Origin of the sequence: Stenotrophomonas tumulicola (genome assembly GCF_014117215.1) — a bacterium.
Taxonomy (GTDB): Bacteria; Pseudomonadota; Gammaproteobacteria; order Xanthomonadales; family Xanthomonadaceae; genus Stenotrophomonas; species Stenotrophomonas tumulicola.
On sequence record NZ_JACGXS010000009.1, the window covers coordinates 36,385 to 53,117 of the forward strand.

Annotated in this window: 12 protein-coding genes and 1 pseudogene; 8 read left to right on the plus strand and 5 right to left on the minus strand. The window is 58.9% G+C overall.

From position 1 onward, the window contains the following. Positions 1 to 51: 51 nt before the first annotated feature. The 5 genes and pseudogenes from H4O11_RS15020 (at position 52) to H4O11_RS15040 (ending at position 6,732) form a co-directional block, all read left to right on the plus strand. Positions 52 to 1,014: a DGQHR domain-containing protein gene (locus H4O11_RS15020; protein WP_182340254.1), complete on the plus strand. Its 963-nt coding sequence runs from the start codon at positions 52 to 54 to the stop codon at positions 1,012 to 1,014. Then, entirely contained in the window at positions 1,011 to 1,943 is a 933-nt protein-coding gene (locus tag H4O11_RS15025) for a hypothetical protein (protein ID WP_182340256.1), read from the plus strand. The genes H4O11_RS15020 and H4O11_RS15025 overlap by 4 nt, the downstream gene beginning before the upstream one ends. A 128-nt stretch (positions 1,944 to 2,071) precedes the next feature. Further along, positions 2,072 to 2,842: pseudogene (locus H4O11_RS15030) on the plus strand (IS3 family transposase); the annotation flags it as partial. A 495-nt stretch (positions 2,843 to 3,337) separates the two neighbouring features. Beyond that, positions 3,338 to 5,746, plus strand: a complete 2,409-nt coding sequence (locus H4O11_RS15035; protein ID WP_182340258.1) for a hypothetical protein — start codon at positions 3,338 to 3,340, stop codon at positions 5,744 to 5,746. Continuing rightward, positions 5,743 to 6,732: a hypothetical protein gene (locus H4O11_RS15040; protein ID WP_182340260.1), complete on the plus strand. Its 990-nt coding sequence runs from the start codon at positions 5,743 to 5,745 to the stop codon at positions 6,730 to 6,732. Before H4O11_RS15035 ends, H4O11_RS15040 begins: the two co-directional genes overlap by 4 nt. A gap of 192 nt (positions 6,733 to 6,924) precedes the next feature. Here H4O11_RS15040 and H4O11_RS19600 read toward each other — a convergent pair whose 3' ends face one another. Next, a complete protein-coding gene (locus H4O11_RS19600; RefSeq protein ID WP_182340262.1) occupies positions 6,925 to 7,149 on the minus strand; it encodes an antitoxin VbhA family protein in 225 nt (74 codons plus the stop codon). A 78-nt stretch (positions 7,150 to 7,227) separates the two neighbouring features. Here H4O11_RS19600 and H4O11_RS15050 point away from each other — a divergent pair, with 78 nt between their 5' ends. Continuing rightward, positions 7,228 to 8,637, plus strand: coding sequence for an HNH endonuclease (locus tag H4O11_RS15050; protein ID WP_182340264.1), 1,410 nt, complete (start codon positions 7,228 to 7,230; stop codon positions 8,635 to 8,637). Positions 8,638 to 8,930: 293 nt separating this feature from the next. On the opposite strand, the gene H4O11_RS15055 is transcribed toward H4O11_RS15050, so the two are convergent. Together H4O11_RS15055 and H4O11_RS15060 are read right to left on the minus strand one after the other, a co-directional pair. Continuing rightward, on the minus strand, positions 8,931 to 9,218 hold the full coding sequence (locus tag H4O11_RS15055) for a helix-turn-helix domain-containing protein (protein ID WP_182340266.1): 288 nt from the start codon (positions 9,216 to 9,218) through the stop codon (positions 8,931 to 8,933). Further along, positions 9,215 to 9,637, minus strand: a complete 423-nt coding sequence (locus tag H4O11_RS15060; protein ID WP_182340268.1) for a hypothetical protein — start codon at positions 9,635 to 9,637, stop codon at positions 9,215 to 9,217. The genes H4O11_RS15055 and H4O11_RS15060 overlap by 4 nt, the downstream gene beginning before the upstream one ends. A 622-nt stretch (positions 9,638 to 10,259) precedes the next feature. Between H4O11_RS15060 and H4O11_RS15065 the strand changes: the two genes are divergently transcribed. Continuing rightward, positions 10,260 to 11,090 (plus strand): hypothetical protein, encoded by an 831-nt coding sequence (locus tag H4O11_RS15065; protein WP_182340270.1) that lies wholly within the window; start codon positions 10,260 to 10,262, stop codon positions 11,088 to 11,090. Positions 11,091 to 11,161: 71 nt separating this feature from the next. On the opposite strand, the gene H4O11_RS15070 is transcribed toward H4O11_RS15065, so the two are convergent. After that, positions 11,162 to 14,248 carry a TonB-dependent receptor gene (locus H4O11_RS15070; protein WP_182340272.1) on the minus strand — a complete coding sequence of 1,029 codons (3,087 nt, stop codon included), beginning with the start codon at positions 14,246 to 14,248 and terminating at the stop codon, positions 11,162 to 11,164. 368 nt (positions 14,249 to 14,616) lie between these two features. Between H4O11_RS15070 and H4O11_RS15075 the strand changes: the two genes are divergently transcribed. Continuing rightward, on the plus strand, positions 14,617 to 15,210 hold the full coding sequence (locus tag H4O11_RS15075) for a hypothetical protein (RefSeq protein ID WP_182340273.1): 594 nt from the start codon (positions 14,617 to 14,619) through the stop codon (positions 15,208 to 15,210). 23 nt (positions 15,211 to 15,233) lie between these two features. Here H4O11_RS15075 and H4O11_RS15080 read toward each other — a convergent pair whose 3' ends face one another. Continuing rightward, positions 15,234 to 16,631 carry an MFS transporter gene (locus tag H4O11_RS15080; RefSeq protein WP_220466777.1) on the minus strand — a complete coding sequence of 466 codons (1,398 nt, stop codon included), beginning with the start codon at positions 16,629 to 16,631 and terminating at the stop codon, positions 15,234 to 15,236. Positions 16,632 to 16,733 lie beyond the last annotated feature (102 nt).

Sequence of the window (16,733 nt, forward strand, 5' to 3'; positions counted from 1 at the left end):
GTTTAACTGCGCCCATTTTTATGTTCGAACTAAGAAATCCGGAGAGCGTACATGGAAAAGGCACGATATTCCGTCAGCCACATCACGCAAGGAAGTCATAAATTCTATACGCTGACTATTCCTAGCGACGTCCTGGCAAGGTGTTGCTTTGTGACGACTCGGGACGAAGACCCCCAGCAAGGGTTTCAACGTGTGCTAGATAAACGTCGCGCAGAAGAGATCGCTCGCTATATCGATACCGGTCTAGGCACCATCCCGAGCTCCATTGTCCTTTCAGCGCAGCCTGAGGCGCAGCTACAAATTATCGGAAAAGGAAAGACCGCTGAATTTAACATCTCGCCAAAATCCTTCCTTGTACTTGATGGTCAGCATAGAGTTTTCGGATTCTCGTTAGCCACATCTCTGATGCGCGTTCCTGTCGTAATCTACAATGGCCTGACTCGTCGTGATGAGACGCGTCTATTTATCGATATAAATTCGAAACAGAAGGGCGTACCGAACGAATTGCTGCTCGATATTAAGAGTCTTGCTGGCTACGAAAATGACAATGAAGAGAGGTTAAGGGAGCTCTTTGATTTCATGCAAGATGAGCCCAGTAGCAGGCTGTACGGGTTGCTTAGTCCCGCCGCAAAGGCCAAGCAGAAGGTATCTCGTGTCACCTTTAACGCCGCCATCAAGCCTCTCCTTCCGATGTTCGATGGAAAGTCGACGGATGAGACGTATCAGGCGCTAAATTCATACTTGATCGCATTCCATTCGGGTATGGACTCTTTGGACTGTGGTGAGCAATTAACCAACACAACAGTCTTTAAGGCCGTTTTTACGTTCTTCCCTGCTGTGGCCTCAAAGACGAAGGATAGGTTCGGGCCAATCTACGTTGCTGATAATTTCGCCGAGGTTCTGGGGCCGGTCTTTGAGGGTGTAAGCGCTTCGAAATTGCGGAAGCCGGGCTCTTCGTTCAATGAGCTTGCAAGCTATCTGGAGGCTAAGCTCAAATCAGGGTTTATTTTGTGATCGACTTTGGTCTATTTAGATCAATATCGGTTCCAGGGATTCTGCGTTCAAGTGGTTTGGGGAGGGTCGAGCTCAAGGCGTGGGTTGCCCAGGGGCACTACAAAGTGTCAGCGATCTCGTCAGGATCGCAAGACTTGGTCTTTCACGTAGTTGATGTGCTTCCCTTAATTGAATCTTTTGGATATGACCATTCGCGATTCGCATGCGCTGCGTTTGAGAGTGCTCGTGAGCTGCGGGCCGACCCTAGCTTCCCGAAGGCGACCGCTTGGGCTGCAATTCGAATGTACTACGCAGCATTCTTCGCCGCGCATGCGCTGTTGAGGTATTCGGGGAACGCATGTTCACAAATCGACCCTGAACAGGCCTCTCTGGTTTCCAAGTACGCAGGGTTATATGGCGTCACCGAGAATATGGGGAAGGGGTTTTATCAAATCAATTGGTCGCCCGTGTCAAATGATCTTGTCATGGAGAAAGTGAAAGATAGTCATAGGGATACATGGCGAGTGTTCGATCAGTGGTTGCAGCGAGCTATCACGGTGCTTCCAACCGTACAGGGGCTCACGCATTCAAAGGTCGAAGTCATAGAAACGCTTTCCGCTCTACGAGAAAATCTACGCTCAGAAGGGGCGAATTCGGGCAACTGGCTTTCGGCTTTCAGAAATAATGTAAATTATCGTCAGTCCTACGATGCTTGGTATCCATACAGGAAATCAGCAGTGCGTTTCGACAGGATATCGAGGTACATTGATGGGTGGAAAGATTCAGCGTTCAATGTGCAGGCCGCGCTAGGTGAAATTGATGATAGAGCAAAGTTCTTCGGCAGTTGCGCAGTTATTATGCATCTCCTAAATGGCATTACCATCGACCTTTTGAAGGCTGCACAAAAAAATTCATTGCATTCGAGCCAAACAGCTAGGCTCGTGCGATAGGCGGTCAGCTTGTGCGTGTTGTTATCCGCGGAAATCGATTTTTTCGACGATTTTATTCTTTCGCAGTTTTCCAAGTAGAGAAGGGGAATCCACTCCTTTCGCTCGAAGGGCTGACAGGGCGTCGGGTCATTACAGAGCCGGCAAGCGCTCGCGACAAAGACGATTAGCGATTGCTCGGCCTGATCAAGCACAGCTGGCTGGAAAGCGGCTCCGTGTACGGCCACCGCAAAGTGACCACTGATCTGCGCGAGCTTGGCGAGACATGTAGTCGTCATCGCGTGGCACGCTTGATGAAGGGCGAGGGGCTGCGGGCTATGGTCGGCTACGGTCGGCGACCACGCCCATTGAGCGGTCCAGTCGGATCAGTTGCCAAGAACGTATTGGCTCGCGGCTTCAAAGTCAGTGAACCCAATCGCGCTTGGGTCACGGATATCACCTACATCCGCACGTACGACGGCTTCCTGTACTTGGCGGTGGTGCTTGATCTGTTTTCGCGTCAGGTCGTTGGATGGGCAACCCGGCCAATTCAGCATACGGACCTGGTTTTGCAGGCGCTGTTGGCTGCAGTGTGGCGGCGCAAGCCAAGCCCTGGACTTCTGCTTCACTCCGACCAGGGAACGCAGTTCACCAGTGAAGACTGGCAGAGTTTCCTGCGCGAGCACGACATCGTGTGCAGCATGAGTCGACGAGGCAATTGCCATGACAATGCAGCGATGGAGAGCTTCTTCCAGCTGCTGAAGCGGGAGCGGATCAAGCGGAGGATCTACAGCAGTCACGACGAGGCACGCGCCGACGTCTTCCAGTACATCGAGATGTTCTACAACCCAAAACGGCGGCACAGTTCCAACGACGGGCTGTCCCCAGTAGAGTTCGAGAAGCAGTACGCACTAAACGGCTGACGACTGTCTACAAAACCCTGGGCGATTCATCACCGCACGAACTTGACGCTACCGCTAGCCAGTTGGACACATGGTATGGCTTTGATGACAGCTTTCGGCCAGAAGCGGTGAACCCCTTTTCGATATGGCTTCAAGAGCTCTTGCGTCCGACCAGGACCGGGCAACGTGCCGATAATCGACAAGGAAATGGTCAGCTAGCGCAGCCACATTTCGCTCCGGGCGGTCTATCGGATCTGCGCGGAACTTTTGGGAGCCGGACTGTTTGCAGAACCCACCGTCGGCAAGGCGCCAGGCCTAAGCTCCTGAGCCAGTTCCGGGCTGTGGCCCAGGCATGAAAAGTCCTGGCAAAGCTACGATTCGCCCAGGCCAGGCAGCACGAAGCGGTCGGCCAAATCTTTCGGGTTTCCGGGGGGCGCTTGATGGTTCCAGGCCGTGCGACAATCTTCGCCTACAAGGACATGCCAGCCTCACTGGCCTGGCAACAGGGGGCAACAGATGTCAACGGTTGATCCAAAAACACACCAGAGTCTCAATGAGCTCCGGGGCCATGCAAAGGCGTGGCGCCGAGCCAAGGCAGATGAGCTTTTCAGGCTCATTGTCCTCGGCTCGGACCACGCGACACTGACACTAATTTCCCATGATTTGTCCGAGATCCTAGGAGAGTTCGAAAAGACGCGGAAGCGCGACCTTGGATACTTGCTTCAGCAAGCGCTTCAACGCGGGCCAAGACATGCCCCGGCGCAGAACATCTCGTTCAACCCAACTCCTGCAGCCTCTGCTTTCGAAGTCTACGAAATGCGGATGGATGACCTCGCTGACAAGCATATTTTCCAGTGGGCCACGTTCTACAAGGACAACTGCGCCTTCATCTTCAAAGACGTCGTCAGTCAGTTGCCAACCATGCACGACTACACCGACGTCGAAGAACGAATCCAGCTGATCTTTTCCAACCACTCGCACGACATATTTTCAAGGGGATATTCGCGCGTGCTCGAGCGCGGACTCGCCCACGAAATCGGCCTGGCCAAATCTCTTAGGGGATTGCAGCAGTTCCTGCACGTAATCGTCGGCCTGCTCAGAGACCAAAGAGAAGGCGCACCATCGCGCGCCCAAGCGGCGATGTACTGGGACATTGCGTCGGCCATGATTACCGGCGTCCTTCTCGGATATCGACGTGTTGTAGTCGATGAGCTAGTTGGACGAGAGGTCCTTAATGACTATTTGACCGCATGGCTGCCCATGCTTGGTTTCTGCAGGGGCCGCCACGCGGTCATGTTGGCTGACCCGGGTGAGTCTGCCCTTATTGGAAGCGAGGCCGCAGTCTTTTCTTTACTTCTTGGCGTGGACCGCTGGACCTCTCAAGCCGCAACCCCTCCGGTCATGCCCAAGTACAGCAGGGTCATCATTGGCCTTAGCCGCTTGGACGTGACCTACAGTGTTGGCGTTGACCGCGTCAGCCAGGACGTTGGCGCCACGGCCTTCTTTGCCGGCCCCTTGCTACACAAGAGTGATCTTGAGAACGCCGTTGCCTTGGGCCTGACCATTGTTGCCGAACTGACTAAATCAACCAGGGAGTGGGTCGATACTAGCTGTACCCATGAGGTTGTCGATTCCTCAGATGCCCAAGGCCAGATCACTAACTTTTCCACCCTGGCCGAGACGGTGGCTGCGGCGCTAACAATGCGATCGGCGCCGGTTACCTCCCAGTCTCTCTCTGGGCGTCTTCCAAGGAACTATGCCAGTGACTTCCCTTTAGATGACCCGCTCTTCCGCGAAGGCCAGTTCGAGGTCGAGCGCCATAGCGTGAACCGCATCATCCAGGGCCTGCAGCGCGGCATCGGAGCCTATGTGTGGTGCAGCGTACGGCGCTCGGGCAAGACCACTTCTGCCGAGGCGGTGGCTGGCGCTGCCGGAGATCGAATGGTGATTGTACAAAGCATGGATCATCGCCCCAACTCACCAGAGGTTAACCTCTTGAGTTCAAGGGTGAGAATGGCATTCGAAGCTGGCAATGCCATCCCAGAGACGTTCTTTTCCGAACTGGTCAAGGATTGCGTGGTTGCTACTACCCAAGCCAATGCGCCTCGTCGCAACCTAGTGCTGATCATCGATGAGTACGAATCCCTGTTCGAGACCATCGACACTTACACGCGTAGGGATCCGGACCTGAAGGCACTGGTCTCGCTGCCACTGATCAGTCAGATGCTCGGTTTTTCGATGAAGAACACGCTCTTGTTCATGGGCCAGCGTCCAGACGCTCACATGATCCTGTTGAGCCAGAACCAGCTCAGCCCAAACGTGCGTCAGTATGCTTTCCCGCTGTTCGAACATCAGCCTGGCGCACCTTCTGAATTCGCAACCCTGGTATCGCGCGTCCTGAGCGAGAACCTGCGAGTCAACGATGCTTTCATCGAAGCGGTGTATCAGGAGACCAAGGGACATCCCTACCTGACCGTCAACGTTCTGGTCGATTTCTGCGACTGGCTGATGGAGTCAACGACATTTGAGCTTGGCGTTGAGCTGAGCGCTAAGTACTTTCATGATTTCTCCCGCGAACGCCTCGACATTGCCGCATTGAGAAACAGTCCGCACTACCGGCTATTCCACAAGATGCTTGCCGAGTTCAGCTCAGAGACAAGCCGAGAACAGGAGCCTTGGCTATACGCCGTGACCAGCATCCTCAGAGAGATCGTCAAGCGACATCCCAAGCGCATGAACTGCTCGCTGGCAGCCTTTGATCAGCTGGCCAAGCCCTATGAGGACCTGGCCAGGACGCCGGCCCGCCAGCTTTTGTCCAGTGCTGCAATGGCGAATTTTTTGCATGAAACCAATGGTGCCGTCTATGCAGGCATCCCGCTGATGGCTCGCCTTGCGGCATCGGCCACGACAAGGAGTCTCACGTGAGTGCTGTAGATGCGACTAGGGCCATCGAGCTAATTTCCAACGCAGCATGGCCGGCCGATGAGGTCTTACGGGCTTTTTGGATTCAGGTCGATGGTCCGCGCGACGGTATGGCCCAAGACATGCAAAAAGCCTTGGATCGGGAAGAGGTATTCACGATCGTGGTTCGGGATGACTCTTTTACCGTTCCCAATCGCATCTTGGCCGACATGCATCAACTCCTTGAATCACACAAGGACCTGCTTAATGTGCTCGGCGAGCGGCGCCCAGAGCGGCTCACCATCGTGGTACTGGTCAAGGAAAACTTCACCAAGGCCCAGATCGGCTCTCCAATCACCTTGCCTTCTTGGTTTCCGGTCAGGCCGGGATTGGAAACCCATTTTTTCCTAACCGATCTGTTCGGCTCACCTGAAGGAACGCTCCTCAACTGCCCAGAAGCCCGGATAGACAAAGTTGCCGAACTGGTATTTGATCTTGAAAGAGTACTGGTCAACGCACTGCAATCGCTAAATACACGGTCGGCTTCAGCGGCCAACGCCTTCATCGCCCAGCTTCCTAACAGGGATTCTCAGACAGCGTCGACGATGCTCGCGCGCTATCGCACCCACCTGACGACAGTGGCCGCCCCACGCGCCTACAGGCCAAACGCTGGCGAGACCACTAACTCATTGGTTTCGGATATGCTCAGGCTGTTCCTGTCCGTCAATGTCGATGATTTGGCGAAAGCCGCCAAGATTCTCGCAGTCCAACTGCCCAAAGACAGCAGGCTACTCAAGCCGCCCTATCTTGGCGTCATGCTTAGACCCCGCGCTTTGCTGACAACCAGCGGTAAGAACTGGTTTGCCTTACTGGTTGGCCTGTATCAGGCATATCAGCTGATGAACGCAGCAGCCCATGCCGGCGACTATGGGCATTACGCGCCCGCTCTGATTCACCACAGCAGTCGCGACCTTCAGCTTTTCCTCGAAGATGCCCAGCAGTTCTTCTGACTTGACGTCCCCCCGCCTCGAGGAGTGGGCGGGTGTAGATTCAGGTGCTGATGTTATCTTTCTTCGCCGCAAACTGCGCGGCCGCAAACTGCGCGGCGTAATCAAAGCCTGCGCTTTGCCGGATAGATCCACATCGGCTTCCTTGAAGTTCGCCCACCAGTGATACCTAGCTTAATGCGGGGCAGCCCCTTATCACTCACCGAGCGGCGATCGCCTCGCTTGGCACACGGCCACTGGCGCTGCCGGCGACTGCATGTGACGCGCCTTGGTTGCCTCCAAGAGCTGGGCGCCAGTGATAGAGCCATTGACCCAAGACTGCCGCAAGTCAGCCGACTTGCTCGAAAATGCCAAGCCTTCCAAGCGAAGGGAACCGGCTGCCTGCTCAAGCGCCTTGCCTAGTATGGCAACCTCCTCCACAGGCTTTTCGCGCCATCAGATGGCGCATATGGGCTCATCGGGGATAGACTTGTTCTATAGCCAGTCGCTGAGTCATTCATGCCAAAGATCCTCGGGCCTATCAACCTGGCTGACGTACGCGTCGGCGAGCCATATAGCAGGCAGGACATAGCCAGGGTAGGCGGTCTGCCGATACCGGATCCGGTCTTTGGCTCTGGCTGGGACACCGGTGTTCTAGAGCTTGAGAACGCGGTCCTACTCTTCGTAACTCTGCAAAAGACGTCGGCTGACGACTATGTGGACGAGTTTGATGGTCGTGAGTTCTTCTGGGAGAGCCAGAACCGGCAGACCCAGGACACGCCCGTAATCGCGAGCATCGCCAACGGCGATCAAGTTGCTCATCTTTTCGCACGCCTAAAGGGCAAGGATGGCTCCCTCGCAGAGCCCTTCATCTACTGCGGCAGGCTGGGTCGTCCCGCTATGGAGGGCAATAACCCTGTCACTTGCTTGTTCGAGGTCCTTGATTATCAGGAAAACCCTTCAGCGGCGCTCGCAGCGATCTACAACTGGCGAGCCGCGGCGGCTCCCCCTGAGAATGAGCGGCGCCAGGTAAGCTTGAAAACGAACCGAACAGGCCAGCGAGTTGGGGAGCGCAACCGTGCGAAGTACTGGCATGTGGCCGATGCGGTGGCAGCGATTGGGCCCGCTACGGTCAGCCAGATTGGCACATGGCTGGCCCAGACGTATCCGGACGAAGTGCACTCGGATCTGACTGAAAATCTTTCTCACATAACAGTGAACTCGCCAAGTCGTGTCCACTATGATCGCGCTCGGAAGAACTGGAGGAGTGACTCTGATCACCCGCGGGACCGCTTGTTCAAGTTGCCCACTACACCTGCACGCTACGAACTTTACGAGCCCGAACGGCATGGGTGGGTCGATCTCCAGAAGATAGAAGGCAGATGGAAGGTCGTTCCTTTGCAGATCAGTGAGTTCAGCAGGGCAGAATCAGAAGGGCAGCAGGCTGCCGAGCGGTCGGTTCCACCAGTAGACAGTGAACATGACGCACGAGTGTGGATTATGCGTGCCGTTGCCCTGCGTCGCGGACAAAATGGGTTTCGTGAGAGCCTTCTTAGTGCCTACGAAAATACCTGCCCGATTTCCGGGTGTCGGACTGTGAGCGTTCTTGAGGCTGCTCACATCTTGCCCTACAAGGGCGATCATACGAATCGCGTTGATAACGGCCTTCTGTTGCGTTCCGATCTCCATACGCTCTTCGATCTAGGTCTGCTTTGGATTGATCACGACATGCGAGTAAGGCTGTCACGTGAGTTGCTTGGTGGTGATTATGCGACTTACGAAGCACTTCCTCTACGACTCCCGAAGCATCAAAGTGATCGGCCCAATCCAGATCACCTCGCTGCCCACGCCAGCCTGGCCGATGGAAGGGCTCTGGTGAGCCAGAGGTCTGAATTAATGGCCGGCCAAGCACTAGCGGTGCAGAGTTAGTCCGGGATTAGATTGCTACGTGGGATCTCGCGATGAGGTCGCCTGGGACGCGTCTATCTATCAGCAGGATGGTGGGCGGCGAATAGGGGGCGAGCGTCCCCAAGACCACCAGTCCAGCCGTTCCAACTCATAGTCCGCAGCGAACTCCATCGCGGCCTGCTCTCCAGGCAGATCTACATACCGCAGCAGAGTGGCTTCGTCCGCCCCCGCATCCGCATATCCGATAGCGAAGTACCTCCGCAGCGTCGCATCAAACGCAGCCAGCCAAGCTACATCACCCCCCCACCACCCACTCAAAAAGCCTCCGCCCGCAGTCGAATCCCCAGCGTCTTCATCACGCTCAACACCGTAGCGAAGTTCAGTGGCTGTCTGCTGTTCAACTGCTGGCGCAACGTCTCGCAGCTCAGGCTGCGCTTCCCTCCCGCCACGCCAACCCCACGCATCTCCGCGATGAGCAGCAACGCTCTCACAACGTCGTCTGCATCTGCATCACGCAGGTAGAGCTTGCCATTCAAAAATGCCGCCATCTCGGTCGCACGCTCAGGTGCCAGCGGGCCTGTTTTGTCATTGGCCCGGGTCAAGCTTCACCCCGCACGTCATGCGAAGGCCTCGCCAGCGCACGTCCGGCCACGATCAGCCCTTCCAGCAGATGATCGCTAAGCATCGCGTCCGTGTCGCGATCGCGCCGCCCAATGTGCGCCGCGTGCAGCACCTCCAGGATTGCGTCCAGCCCCTGCAACGTGCGAACAGATACGAAAACGCTCTCCTCCGTGCACGCCAGTGATTTATCGGCAGAGCGGGTCCATGTCCCACTGCTCTCGGACTCGATACTTTCGCTAGCCTCCATCGACAACTTTGACAATCGCGCAGCTGCTGGGTTGTCCTCGTCGTACTGCTCCAGCCTCCGCTCCAGCTTCTCGATGAAGTAGGGCGGCACATCATGGAAGGCGTCACCCAGCAGTGCACGCAGGCGCGCGGAACTGAGAGGGTATTGGGACATCGGTAGACCTCGCTTGGCTTGAGGCCACCTACGCCAAAGCGCAAGGTGGCGGGCGATGCGGGTTGGCATACCGGGCGAATAGACCGAAAAAGACCGGCGGATCAAGGATCCCCACGCATCACCCGCCGTATAACCGATGGGCAATGCAGTGCATTCTCCGCCGTGCCCAAAGGGCAAAACAGAGTCCAAAGTCTAATTCGCTATCAGGATGCCAATCCCGGCTGGTGATCTTCGCCACCAGCAGGGTCATCGTGCGTGGGGCCAAGTACCCGCGTCCATGAGGAAAATTGCGGAGTTGCTCGAGATCGATCAGTCGAAGACGTCTGAAGAGTGCCCCCAGATCATGCATATGCCCCATCAGGAATAGTGCGCTGGAAGGCTGCCACTGCCCTTCGCCCCGGGGTAGAAAACGACAGCAGCCCATGGTTGGCGCGGGCTAGACCGAAGCCGGTACGGCTTGTTGAGGTGTCTCTCGCATGGTGCATGGGACGAGGGTTGGCAGCTTTGCCTGGTACAGGCCAAAGAACTCCTGCGCAGGTGCTGCAGGATCATGCTGGCAGGTCTCAGCCTGTGCGACTACGTCGGGCTAGCTTCATGAGTCCTCACCACCTGCCCAAACAAGATGAGCGAAAAGAAGACAGAAGCTGCTGTTATTAAAGAGCTGATCGGTATTTTCGAGAAAATGGCATCGCCCTCTACTCTCCCGCGAGAGAAGAAGGTCCCCGATTGGGTCCATGCATCGGAGCGCTGGATTCTTCGGGTCTACATTGCGGTAACGATTGGTTACATCTTGCTTGCGTTCGCGGCAAAGCTGTTTTCCTTTCAGGAGGCGGCGCAAAATTGGATCTATCGGGGTATTGCCGCTTCAGTTGTGCTGGGCTTCGCATTGATCGTGGTCAGCGTCATCTCGCTCGTGGTGGAGGTCAGGTCCTCGAAGGAGAGGAAGCATGCAGCCATCTTTGATCGAATGGAGGCCGAGGCACGGGAGAACTGGGAAGTGATCGCACGCTTGCGGGCATACCCTCGGGTGCTCGTCAGCTACGCGTTTGCGCAATACACCAGCCAGTGGGAGGCGATGGGCGTGCGCATGAGCCTGGTGACGGGGGACGTCCTGCGTCTTGGCGTCGTGCCTGCACTTGCCGCAAGCGCCGGTACTGCAGCGACGCTCGCCAAGCAGGATTCGAACGTCTACCTGTGGGCGCCTATTGGCCTGGCTGCGCTTGCCTACATCATGGCATTCATTGCAATTGCATCGCGCGAGCGTGTCCGGCAGGTGGGCGATACCGTCAGCTATCTCCTTCGCGAATGGGAAGTCCTGCGACCTGCAGCCAGCAAGGATGCTCCTGTGGCCAAGCTTGCCACGTTGGACCAAACCAACTTTATTGATACCGATGCGGGCTTCAATCTGGTGCCCCAACCGACGACGTCCCATGATGCTAGTGCGAGAGCCTGATCAAGCGACACCACCCACAAGAAAGGCCCGTGCATCGCTGCACGGGCCCCTCGGTTATACGCAGGCCACGGTCAGAAGTCGTAGCGTGCGGTGAAGCGGAAGTAACGCGGCGGGGAGTAGTTCAGCTCCTGGCCGTAGGTCGGGTTGTAGTCGGCTGCGCCGCGGTATGGGCTGGCCGCATAGCGCGAGTTGTAGCTGCCGGCAACCTGGCGGTTCAACACGTTGATCACGTCCGCCTGCAGGGTGAGGCCTTCCAGCCAGGTGGGGGTGTAGGCCACGTTGAGGCCCAGGTTGAACGTCCACGGCGTGGTGCCGTGCGAACCGCGCGGCGACGGGCCGTAGTCGCCCGACGGTGCCACATAGTTCGCGCTGGACGGGTCGGTGCCAGTGCCCGGCAGGCCGCAGTACCAATAGTAGGAACCGTTGTACAAGCCCGGGTCCGGCGTCGGGTACATGCTGGTGCAGTTGCGCGGCCGTCCTTCGGCCACGGTCAGCGTGCCACCCACGCGCCATTCCGGGCTCAGCTTCAGGTAACCGAAGGCCTTCAGCTGGTGCGCGCGGTGGTTCGGCAGCAGGCCGTTGGCACCTTCCATCAGCTGCGGCAGGTCCCAGTCCTGGGTGACCGACACGTCAGCCTGGCCACCGGTGCCGGTATCCAGGTCGGAGTTCAACTGGCCTTCGGTGTTGCCGTAGTTGCGCGAGAACGTGTACTCCACCTTGCCGTACCAGTTGTCGGTACGCTTTTCCAGGAACAGGTCCAGTGCGTAGTACTTGCGCTTGAGCTTGGGCAGGCCCAGGTCGGCGGCGGAGTAGTGCACCTGCTGCAGGCTGCCATCATCCTGTTCCTGCCAGAACGTATTGCCTTCGCCCGGGTTGAACAGGAAGCACGAGCCGCCCAGCGCGTCAGTGCAGGTATCGTCGATCGCACTCTTCAGTTCGCGATAGGTGAACTTGGCGCCCCACACGGTATCGGGGGTCAGCTGCTGCTCCAGGCCGACGATGTATTCGTCCTGGAAATGCGACTTGATGTCCACCGCTGCCAGCGTGCGCGGGTTCGGCGCTTCGCCGCATTCGCGGTTGGACGACACCACGTTGCCGGTGCAGGTATAGCCCAGGCTGGCATCCACCGGAATGGAGTTGAGGCCGGTCGGCGCGCCGGTGACCGGGTCCACGCCGGTATAGGTGAAGTATTCACTGGTGATCAGCGAGCCCGACGCGGCGCGCACGGCAACGTTGTTGGGCATGGCCAGGTGGTAGCGGCCGGCGTTGGCAAACAGCTTCAGCGATGAATCGCCATGCACGTCCCACACCGCGCCCAGGCGCGGGGCCAGCTGGTGGCGCTGGCTGATGTACTTCTCGCCGGTGCCGGTGAAGTTGCTGAACTGCTCGTTGCGCAGGCCCAGCGACAGCAGCACGTTGTCGGTCACGCGCCAGCGGTCTTCGATGTACTGCGCGGCCTGTTCGGTCTTCGGCTGCGCCAGTTGGGTGCTGTAGTAGCGGTAGACGTAGTAGCCCTGTGCGCCCAGGCCACCGGCGCTGGCGGCGGAGCCGACGCCGTGGGACGGGTCCAGTGCGGTGGTCGGGTTGGTGGAACGGCCATACGTCCAGCCATAGCCGCCCGGGTAAGTGGTGCCGGTCAGCGATTCGGCATCCTGGCGGTCGTAGCCCAGGCGGATTTCATGGTTGCCCAGCTGCCAGGTCAGGTCGATGCGGCCGCCTTCGGTCTTGTCGAATGCGCCGTCGGTGGCAACGCGTGTACTGGACGTCTGGCAGCTGTTGTACTCCAGGCCCGGTGCACGCGCGGTGCTGCCCACGCTGATGTAGGGGCAGGTTGGATCGTAGTTGAACAGGTCCTGCGAGTGCTTGACCTTCTGCTGGCCGTACAGCGCGGACAGGGTCAGGTTGTCGGTCAGGCGGCCGGTGTACTTGCCCACGTACAGCTTGGAATCTTCCTTGGTTTCCACGCCACCGTTCTGCACGTTGCCGTGCTCGAAGTTGTCGTAGCTGAAGGCGTAGTAGTCCGCGTCGTACTTGGTGACATCCGAAACGCCGGTGAACTCCAGCGTGTGGTTGTCGGTGATGTTCCAGTCCACCTTCGCCGTCCAGCGCGGGTACTCGTAGTTGTATTCGTTCCAGGCATTGTTGAGGTTGGCCGCGGTCGCATTGGTGGCGTAACGCACGCTGCTGCCATCGGTCTTGGCGAACTCACCGTTGACGAAGAAGAACAGCTTGTCCTGGATGATCGGGCCGCCGACGTACGCGCCGGTGGTCTGCTGCCAGGAGCTGTTCTTGTTGCGGTAGGTGTAGAGCTTGCCGTCGGTCTGGTAGTTCTCGCCGCGCGGATCGTCGGCGGCGAAATGGCCGGTGTTCGGATAGTTGGTGTTGCGTGCCGAGGCGCGCAGCGATTCCGGCGTCCAGATGGTGTACGCGCCGGCCGTCCATTCGTTGGAACCGCGACGGGTGACGATGTTGACCACGCCGCCGGTGGAGCGACCGAACTCGGCACCGTAGCCACCGGTGAGCACCTGCTGCTGGGCGATGGACTCGTACGGCAGGGTGGTGGAGCCGATGCTGCTGAGCGGGTTGGTCACCGCGTAGCCGTTGATGTAGTACGCGTTTTCCGATGCTGCCGAACCGCCGAAGCTGGGCGTGCCGCTGTAGCTGCTGCTGGCCACCGCACCCGGTGCCAACAGGGCCACGGCGGTGATGTCGCGCGGAACCGGCAGGTTGCGCAGGTCTTCATAGCTGAACACCGTGCGGGTGTCGGTCTGGGTGACGTCCACCGACGCCAGCGACGGTGCGCGCACCACGATGCGGTCCAGGTTCTGCGCATCGCCGGTGCCGCCGAAGGACACTTCGGTGCCGCTGGAAATGTTGACCGCCACGGCATCCTGGGTGCTGACGGCAACGCCGCCGCGACGCAGCTCCACCGCGTACTGGCCGTTGGGCAGGTCCGAGGCGCGGTAGCGGCCGTTGCTGTCCACCTGCAGCGTGCGGCTGGCGCCGGTGCCGAGGTTGCGCACTACCACGGTGACATCCGGATCAGCCGGAGCCTGGCCGTAGATGTAGCCTGTTACGGATTGGGCATGGGCCACCGAAAACAAGCAGCCAGACAATGCCGTCGCCAGCGCCGCACGGCGCCAGGATATGTTGTGCATGGGGGGTCTCTCTCGATGTATGGGGGGAGCAGAGGTGCGTCAGGCCCGTTCAAGCAACCTGTAACCCGATATAAACAAAAGCTGAATAATATTGCAATGCACCATGAATGATTTTTTCATCTAATCTTGACTTTCAGGTGCATGAGGGATGCAAGTCCTTGATTTCAGGGCGCCCACATCGCCCCGGGCCACGCCCGCCGCTGCCCGCTTCCCGCTGCCCGCTGCCCGCTGCCCGCTTCCCGGTAGAGCGGGTCCATGACCCGCTTTGGATGCCGGCTGAGGAGCAGGTTGCCACCGCTTCCTGAATCATCGATGCTCCCGCTTTCGGCCGCGCGAACCCGCTCGACCGTCAGCGCCCAGGGGACAACATGGATGGCGTCGTAGACAAACTGCTGTCTTTACAGAATGGGCGCTTGTTGCTGCCGTTCCTGATCATCGTCGTGATCTATTTCGGGGTTAAAGGCATTGCCGGCCTGCATCAGTCGCGTACCAGCACGCGTCGCGAGTTTCTGGAACTGATGAAGGACCACGCCGCGAAAGATGACCTTTGGCTCTCGGTGGCGGTACGCCATCAGTTCGGCGCCTACCTGCCGGTTACGCTGATCCGCCACCTGCTGGGGAGCAAGCAGCCAGCGCGAGCGCTGCTGGAGGTGAGCGAAGCGTGGGAGCTCATCGACATGGATGATCAGACAGGAGAACTGCGCTGGCGCCGAACGCGGCACGACAGCCGGGGCAAGCGTAAGTGGATAGCACGTGGCCACCTGCTGGCCTATTTCATTACAGCATTCTGCTCAATGATGCTGGCCTACCTGCTGGTCACGTCCCGAGCGCCCATTACGGATTCTCCCGTCTGGTGGCTGTGGGTATCCATGGGGGCTGGCTACGCTTTGTGGTCCATCCATCGGCGCGAGCTGCTGAAAACGAGCAGTCAAGCGCTTGAACGATGGGTTGGATTGAGCTGACGCATTCCTTCGATCAGTTGACCCTACCTGTCCCGCTTCCAGCTCAGCCCCGCCGCCACTGCCAGTGCGCCCGCCATGGCCAGCGAGGCGATGGCAAAGCCGGATCGAACCTCGCCCGCGCTTGAGCCATCCGGTGCGAGCGCGAAGAACAATCCGCCAATCAGTGCCACGGATACTGCGGCGCTGATCTGCAGCGTGGCGCTCACCAGCCCGGCCGCGAGCCCGGCCCAACGCGCATCCACATGGTCCACGCTCAACCGCACCAACGCGGGCAGCGCGATGCCCTGGCCCAAGCCGATCAGGAGCAGCGGCACGGGAAGCCAGCGCGGTGCGTCCGCAAAGGCCAGGGCTGCTGCCATCACCAGCCCCACCACTTCCAGCGCCATGCCACATGACGCCGTGCGTGGGCCAGTCCATCGTGCGATACGTGGGCCGCTTAGCGGGCCCAGCAGCAGGCCCACGCCGAGCGGCAGGATGGCCAGCCCCGCTGCAAGTGCATCGTGGCCCAATCCGGCCTGCTCATAGATGGCAAACACCAGGAAGAATGCGGCAAGGGCGTAGAAGAAGAACGTCGCCAGCAGGCGGCGCTGCAATCCACGCGTTGCCAGCAGTGAGGGCAGCACCAACGGCGTGCGGCCTGCCTGCTCCTGGCGCTTCTCGTAACGCCAGAAGTTGAACAACAACGGCACGCTCAGGGTCAGCAAGGCAATGCACCACCACGGCCAGCCATGCTCGCGTCCTTCGATCAACGGCACCACCAACGCCAGCAGCCCGGTCGCCAGCAGGAAGGCACCCGGCACGTCCAGCCGGGCGGAACGTTCTGCCCGGCTTTCGCGCAGCAGCGCCAGCGCCGCTGGCACGGCGAAGGCGATGATGGGCAGGTTGATCAGGAAGATGCTGTGCCAGCCGAGTCCGAACGGATTGGCCGCTACCAACAGGCCGCCCAGCAGTTGCCCGCCCACGGCAGCAAGCCCGAACGTCGCGCCATACAGGCTAAGCGCGCGGCCCTTTTCGCTGGCCGGGAACATGGCGTGGATCGACGCCAGCGACTGCGGCGCCATGATGGCCGCGGATATTCCCTGCAACAGCCGCCCGGCCACCAGCACGCTGGGCGAGGTGGCCATGCCGCACAACGCGGAGGCCAGGCCGAAGCCCAGCATGCCGGCCACGAACACGCGCTTGCGTCCATACAGGTCGCCCAGGCGACCGCCCAGGATCAGCGTGACGGCATAGGCGGCCGCGTACACCGACACCACCAGTTGCGCGACATCCGACGAGGCACGAAGGTCGGTGCGGATGACCGGCAACGCCACGTTGACGATGAAGAAATCGAGCGGCGGCAACAGCGTGCCGGTCAACAGCACGACCAGCGCGAGCCAGCGGCGTGAGTCCGGAGCCACTTGCCCAGGCAAGCCGGGCACGGGCGTGCTGTTCGTGTTCATCACCGACGGGGGAGGGCTTGATATGTACCGGGCGGTACATTAGTCAGGCGTCCATCAGGATGTCAATTCTTTTGTATCGAT

Bases quoted from the DNA above. Each gene is read 5' to 3' on its own strand.
- H4O11_RS15020 (WP_182340254.1), top strand. From the start codon at position 52: ATGGAAAAGGCACGATATTCCGTCAGCCACATCACGCAAGGAAGTCAT.
- H4O11_RS15035 (WP_182340258.1), top strand. From the start codon at position 3,338: ATGTCAACGGTTGATCCAAAAACACACCAGAGTCTCAATGAGCTCCGG.
- H4O11_RS15050 (WP_182340264.1), top strand. From the start codon at position 7,228: ATGCCAAAGATCCTCGGGCCTATCAACCTGGCTGACGTACGCGTCGGC.
- H4O11_RS15060 (WP_182340268.1), bottom strand. From the start codon at position 9,637: ATGTCCCAATACCCTCTCAGTTCCGCGCGCCTGCGTGCACTGCTGGGT.
- H4O11_RS15065 (WP_182340270.1), top strand. From the start codon at position 10,260: ATGAGCGAAAAGAAGACAGAAGCTGCTGTTATTAAAGAGCTGATCGGT.
- H4O11_RS15070 (WP_182340272.1), bottom strand. From the start codon at position 14,248: ATGCACAACATATCCTGGCGCCGTGCGGCGCTGGCGACGGCATTGTCT.
- H4O11_RS15075 (WP_182340273.1), top strand. From the start codon at position 14,617: ATGGATGGCGTCGTAGACAAACTGCTGTCTTTACAGAATGGGCGCTTG.